The sequence below is a fragment of the Brevirhabdus sp. genome (genome assembly GCF_052826345.1).
Window position 1 is genome coordinate 22,998 of the sequence record NZ_JBRBUA010000059.1, and the last position, 6,044, is coordinate 29,041.

Genomic DNA, 6,044 nt, shown 5'->3' on the forward strand with positions numbered 1-6,044 from the left:
GGCTGATGGAAGGCGCCTGCGGGGCCTGGAGCGCGGGGCAGGGCGCGCGCGCTGCGCTGCTGTTTCGCACGGCGCGGCTCTTGGCGCGGGCGCGGTTCGCGCGCGACGATCGCAGGCACGCGACGGTCAGCGCCAATCTGGGCCTGATCGCGTTGAGCCGGGGGCAGGGGGCGCGGGGGCGGCGGCATCTGGAACGGGCCTTGCGTGCATGGGACCGGGCGGCGCCGGATCTGGAGCGATTGCGAACCGCCCCGCGCAGCCGCAGTTCGATGTTCCATCTGCGGATGGAAGCGCGGCATCGGGAAACCTTTCAGGCCAATCTGGCGCTGCGCATGGGCCGTTTCGCCGCCGAGACGCGCGAGACGATCACGCTGCGTCTGGCGGGAAAACCGACCCCGCACCGCCATCTGACGCGCTGGCGAGGGGAAAAGCCGCCCTATTTCGACGATACCCGGTGGTTTCTGGCCGCCTGTCTGCTGATCGTGGAGAGCTGATCAATCCAGGCGGGTGCACTCGCTCCGTTCCGTGCCTCTCTGCAATGACGCGCGACCCCCGCGATCCCAGAACACGAGCGTTCCATCGACGTTCGCATAGCGCGCCCCCGAAGCCGCGCGCCGACGAGCAAGCGTCAGGGGCGCGCCATCTGACACGCGCAAGGCCACCCAGTCGCCGTGGAAGCGGGCGCGAACGGGCGTTCCCTGACAATCGTAGCGATAGACGGGCGCTTGCTTCAAATCCATCAACTCTCCGGCGGCGGAGAGGGCGGGGCTCAACAGCAGTGCGGCGGTCACTGTGCAAAGGACGGGGCAGGGTCGCATGGCGGGGCCTCGATCGCGGCGGGCAGGAGGGCGATACCCGGCAATTTGGCTGGAACTTCCGCGACGTCAAATGTAAACACGCGAAAATACTATCGGAGGCCACGCCATGCTGGACCACTCGGTGCACGCCCTGCTTTCGGATCATTATGATCTTGCCCCCTCGACCGAAAAGGCCGAGGCGACGGCGCATATCTACCAGCGGATGCAGCGCGTCGTCTCGCCGCCCGACTGGGCGATCTATGCGCCCTACGTCCTGGCGATCGAGCAGCTCAAGCGCGAACGCGACGCGGTGGTGCTGGCGCATAACTACATGACGCCCGAGATCTACCATGGAATCGGGGATCACGTCGGCGACAGCCTGCAGCTGGCGATCAAGGCCACCGAGGTCGAGGCCGCGGTCATCGTGCAATGCGGTGTGCATTTCATGGCCGAGACGTCGAAGATCCTGAACCCGGCCAAGACCGTGCTGATGCCCGACATGAGCGCGGGCTGCTCGCTGGCGGAATCGATCACCGCCGAGGGCGTGGCAGAGATGCGCGCGCGCTATCCCGGCGCGCCGGTGGTCAGCTACGTCAACACCACCGCCGAGGTGAAGGCGGCCTCGGATGTGTGCTGCACCTCTGCCAATGCGTTGCTGATCGTCGAGGCGATGGAGGGCGACACCGTCATCATGACGCCCGACCGCTACCTGGCGCAGAACGTGGCCAAGCAGAGCAGCAAGAACGTGGTCTTCTGGGACGGCTCCTGCATCGTGCATGAGCTCTACACCCCCGAGGATCTGCGCGCCTACCGCGAGGCGCAGCCGGGGCTGAAGATCATCGCCCATCCCGAATGCACCCCCGAGGTCGTGGCGGAGGCCGATTTCACCGGCTCGACCGGGGGGATCATCGACTGGGTGGAGCGGCATCGCCCCGCGCATGCGCTGCTGGTGACCGAATGTTCGATGGCCTCCAATATTTCGGACGCGCTGCCGGATGTGAATTTCGCCAAACCCTGCAACATGTGCCCCTACATGAAGAAGATCACGCTGGAAAAGGTTCTCTACGCCCTGCACACGATGGAGGGGCAGGTCGAGGTGGATGCGCAGGTCGCGCGGGGCGCGCGGCGGGCGGTGCAGCGGATGATCGACATCTCCCGCACGCTCACACTTTAGCCACTGCCCGAAGGATCCCCGATGAACACCGCGCCCTCGGGCCTGCCCGACTTTCTGCTGGAACCCATGGTGCGCGCCGCATTGGCCGAGGATCTGGGCGACTGGGGCGACGTGACGACCCGCGCGGTGATCGCGCCGGGAACACGCGCGCGCGCGGCGATCGTCGCACGGCAGGCGGGCGTGGTGTCGGGGATGCAGATCGCGGCGCTGGCGTTCCGGGTGTTCGACCCCGCCTTGAAGGTAACCGTCCACCGTCCCGACGGCAGTGCCATCGCCCCCGGCGACACCCTGCTGGAGGTCGAAGGCTGCGCGCGCGCGATCCTGTCGGCCGAACGGGTGGCGCTCAATTTCGCGGGCCGCCTGTCGGGGATCGCGACGCTGACCGCGCAATTCGCCGCCCGCACAAAGGGCACCGCCGCGCGGATCACCTGCACGCGCAAGACGACGCCGGGGCTGCGGCTGGCCGAGAAACAGGCCGTGCTGCATGGCGGCGGGCACAATCACCGCTTTGGCCTGTCGGATGCGGTGATGATCAAGGACAACCACATCGCCGCCGCGGGCGGCATCGCCGAGGTTCTGGCGGCCGTGCGCGCCCATGCCTCGCATATGACGCGGGTGGAGATCGAGGTCGACCGGCTGGACCAGCTGGAAGAGGTGCTGCGCGCGGGCGGCGCGGATGTGGTCCTGTTCGACAACATGGACACCGCCACGCTGGCGCGCGGGGTCGCGCGGCTGAACGGCGCGATGACGTCCGAAGCATCGGGCAACATGCGGCTTGAACGGATCGCCGAGGTCGCCGCGACGGGCGTGGATTACATCTCGGTCGGGGCGTTGACCCATTCGGCCAGCACGCTCGATCTGGGGCTCGACCTCTAACCCGCGAATCCCTGCGATGCGCAGGCGCGCCGCATCGTCTCGCGCGCCCCCCTTCCGCAGGCCCTCATGGGTCGGGCGGGACGATGCCCAAATCCGATGATGCCGCAAAACCGACGCCGTGCGTCGCGTCCCATGGTGGTTCGCCCGTGGCAATGCGGCAAATGCTGTCGGCAGGTGGTATGCCACGGTACATTCTAATTGACTGTCAGGAAAAACAGTTGAACATTATGAATAACGCAGGGGGACGGATCAATGGCGCTCGATGACCGCAAAGGCGTATGGAAATCCGGTCGGGGCAAGGGCCGCGGCACGCCGAAGGGGCGCCAGCTTGACGATGCCGCCTGGGGCGAGGTACGCGCCCTGCTGGGCGACCGCCCGCGCCGCCGCGACCTGCTGATCGAACATCTGCACCTGATCCAGGATGCCTTCGGGCATCTGTCGGCGGCACATCTGCGCGCGCTGGCCGAGGAGATGCGCCTCAGCCAGGCCGAGGTTTACGAAGTCGCAAGTTTTTACGCGCATTTTGATGTGGTGAAGGAGGGCGAGGTTCCGCCGCCCGCCCTGACGATCCGCGTGTGCGACAGCCTTTCGTGCGAGCTTGCCGGCGCCGAGGCGCTGCGCGAGGCCCTGGCGCAGGGCATGGACCCCGCCGAGGTCCGCGTGCTGCGCGCGCCCTGCATGGGCCGTTGCGACACCGCCCCGGTGCTGGAGCTGGGGCACAACCATATCGACCGTGCGACGGTCGAAAAGACGCGCGCCGCGATCGAGGCGGGCGACACCCATGCGCATCTGCCCGACTATGAGGCGCTGGAGGCTTATCGCGCGGGCGGCGGCTATGCCACGCTGGAGAGGCTGCGCCGGGAAGGAAACTGGGAAGAGGTGCAGGAGGCCGTCCTCTCCTCCGGGCTGCGGGGGCTGGGCGGTGCCGGGTTTCCGTCGGGCCGGAAATGGGGGTTCGTGCGGGCCGAGGCGGGGCCGCGCTATCTGGCCGTCAATGGCGATGAGGGCGAGCCCGGCACGTTCAAGGACCGCTATTACCTGGAGCGGGTGCCGCATCTGTTCCTGGAGGGGATGCTGATCGCCGCCTGGGCGGTGGAGGCGGAGACCTGCTTCATCTACATGCGCGACGAATATCCGGCGGTGCTGGAGATCCTCGCTACCGAGATTGCCGCGCTGGAACAGGCGGGGCTGGTGCCTGCCGGGTTCATCGACCTGCGCCGCGGGGCGGGCGCCTATATCTGCGGCGAGGAATCCGCGATGATCGAATCGATCGAGGGCAAGCGCGGCATCCCGCGCCACCGGCCCCCTTATGTGGCGCAGGTCGGGATCTTCGACCGCCCCACGCTGGTCCATAACGTCGAGACGTTGCATTGGGTCACCCGCGTCTGCCGCGAGGGGCCGGAGGTGCTGAGCGGCACCGAAAAGAACGGCCGCAAGGGCTTGCGCAGCTATTCGGTTTCGGGCCGGGTGGCGCAGCCGGGGGTATATCTGCTGCCGGCCGGGTCGACGATCCTCGATGTGATCGAAGCCGCGGGCGGCATGGCCGAGGGGCATGAGTTCAAGGCCTATCAGCCGGGCGGGCCGTCTTCGGGGCTGTTGCCGGCCCGCATCGACGATGTGCCGCTGGATTTCGACACGTTGCAGCCCCTGGGCAGTTTCATCGGATCGGCCGCCGTGGTGGTGCTGTCGGATCACGATCGCGCGCGGGATGCGGCGCTGAACATGCTTCGGTTCTTCGAGGATGAAAGCTGCGGCCAGTGCACGCCCTGTCGCGTGGGCTGCGAGAAGGCCGTCAAGCTGATGCAGGCCGACCGCTGGGACGCCGATCTGCTGGAGGATCTGTGCACCGCGATGGGCGATGCGTCGATCTGCGGGCTGGGGCAGGCCGCGCCGAACCCGATCCGCATGGTGATGCAGCATTTCAGCGAAGAGGTCGGCGCCACCGGCAGCGTGCCGCCCGAAGACGGTTTCGACACCGAGCAAAGCCTTGAGCGCAAGGAGCAGGACCAATGAGCGACGCTATCCGCTTTACACTCGACGGCAAATCCGTCGAGGCCGCCCCCGGAGAGACGATCTGGGAAGTTGCCAAGCGTGAGGGCACGCTGATCCCGCATCTGTGCCACAAGGATGCGCCGGGCTATCGGTCCGACGGCAATTGCCGCGCCTGCATGGTCGCGGTGGAGGGCGAGCGCGTGCTGACCGCGTCCTGCATCCGCGAGCCCGCCGAGGGGATGGTCGTGACCTCCGCCCAGCCGCGCGAGACGCAGGCGCGGCGCGTGGTGATGGAGCTGTTGCAGGCCGACCAGCCGGAGCGCGATGTCGCGCACGATCGCTCCTCGCACATGTGGGACATGGCCGAGATGCAGGGCGTGACGGAAAGCCGGTTCCCGACCATGGATGTGGACCGCGTGCCGCTGCTCGATGACAGCCATGTGGCGATGCGGGTGAATCTGGATGCCTGCATTCAGTGCGGGCTGTGCGTGCGTGCCTGCCGCGAGGTGCAGGTCAACGATGTGATCGGCATGGCCGGGCGCGGGCATGACGCCTATCCGGTGTTCGACATGGACGACCCGATGGGCGACAGCACCTGCGTGGCCTGCGGCGAATGCGTGCAGGCCTGCCCGACCGGCGCGCTGATGGAAGCTTCTATCGTGGACGACGCGCAGCAGGGCGACAGCAAGGATTACGACGCGGAGGTCGCCTCGGTCTGTCCGTTCTGCGGCGTGGGCTGTCAGATCAGCCTGAAGGTCAAGGACGGCCGGGTGAAGTTCGTGGAAGGCATCGACGGCCCCGCGAACGAAGGGCGGCTGTGCGTCAAGGGGCGCTTCGGCTTCGACTATATTCACCACGATCACCGTCTGACCAAACCGCTGATCCGGTGCGCGGACGCCCCGGCCAAGGGGCTGAACGTCGACCCCGCCAACCCGTTGACGCATTTCCGCGAAGCCAGCTGGGAAGAGGCGCTGGATTTCGCCGCCGACGGTCTGAAGGATCTGCGCGCGAACAAGGGCGGCGCATCGGTCGCGGGCTTCGGGTCGGCCAAATGCACCAACGAAGAGGCCTATCTGTTCCAGAAGCTGATCCGCCAGGGCTTCGGGCACAACAACGTCGACCATTGCACGCGGCTGTGCCATGCGTCCTCGGTCGCGGCGCTGATCGAGAACGTCGGATCGGGCGCGGTGACGGCCACCTTCAAC

6 protein-coding genes are annotated in these 6,044 nt (G+C 67.3%); 5 read left to right on the plus strand and 1 reads right to left on the minus strand.

Annotation, left to right across the window (positions count from 1 at the left end):
- Positions 1-5 precede the first annotated feature (5 nt).
- On the plus strand, positions 6-494 hold the full coding sequence (locus ACU0BR_RS07220) for a tetratricopeptide repeat protein (RefSeq protein ID WP_446156177.1): 489 nt from the start codon (positions 6-8) through the stop codon (positions 492-494).
- On the opposite strand, the gene ACU0BR_RS07225 is transcribed toward ACU0BR_RS07220, so the two are convergent.
- On the minus strand, positions 495-818 hold the full coding sequence (locus ACU0BR_RS07225) for an MliC family protein (RefSeq protein ID WP_446156178.1): 324 nt from the start codon (positions 816-818) through the stop codon (positions 495-497). It lies immediately after the preceding gene.
- A 106-nt stretch (positions 819-924) separates the two neighbouring features.
- On the opposite strand from ACU0BR_RS07225, the gene nadA reads away from it, so the two are divergent.
- The 4 genes from nadA to ACU0BR_RS07245 all read left to right on the plus strand — a co-directional run.
- The gene (gene nadA / locus ACU0BR_RS07230) at positions 925-1,971 is read left to right on the plus strand and encodes a quinolinate synthase NadA (RefSeq protein WP_446156179.1); all 1,047 of its coding nucleotides are present in this window, start codon (positions 925-927) and stop codon (positions 1,969-1,971) included.
- A 21-nt stretch (positions 1,972-1,992) separates the two neighbouring features.
- Positions 1,993-2,847, plus strand: coding sequence for a carboxylating nicotinate-nucleotide diphosphorylase (nadC, locus tag ACU0BR_RS07235; protein WP_446156180.1), 855 nt, complete (start codon positions 1,993-1,995; stop codon positions 2,845-2,847).
- Between the two features lie 252 nt (positions 2,848-3,099).
- Positions 3,100-4,860 carry an NAD(P)H-dependent oxidoreductase subunit E gene (locus tag ACU0BR_RS07240; RefSeq protein WP_446156181.1) on the plus strand — a complete coding sequence of 587 codons (1,761 nt, stop codon included), beginning with the start codon at positions 3,100-3,102 and terminating at the stop codon, positions 4,858-4,860.
- Positions 4,857-6,044 (plus strand): 2Fe-2S iron-sulfur cluster-binding protein (locus tag ACU0BR_RS07245; RefSeq protein ID WP_446156182.1); only part of this gene is annotated, 1,188 nt, incomplete at its 3' end. The genes ACU0BR_RS07240 and ACU0BR_RS07245, both read left to right, overlap by 4 nt.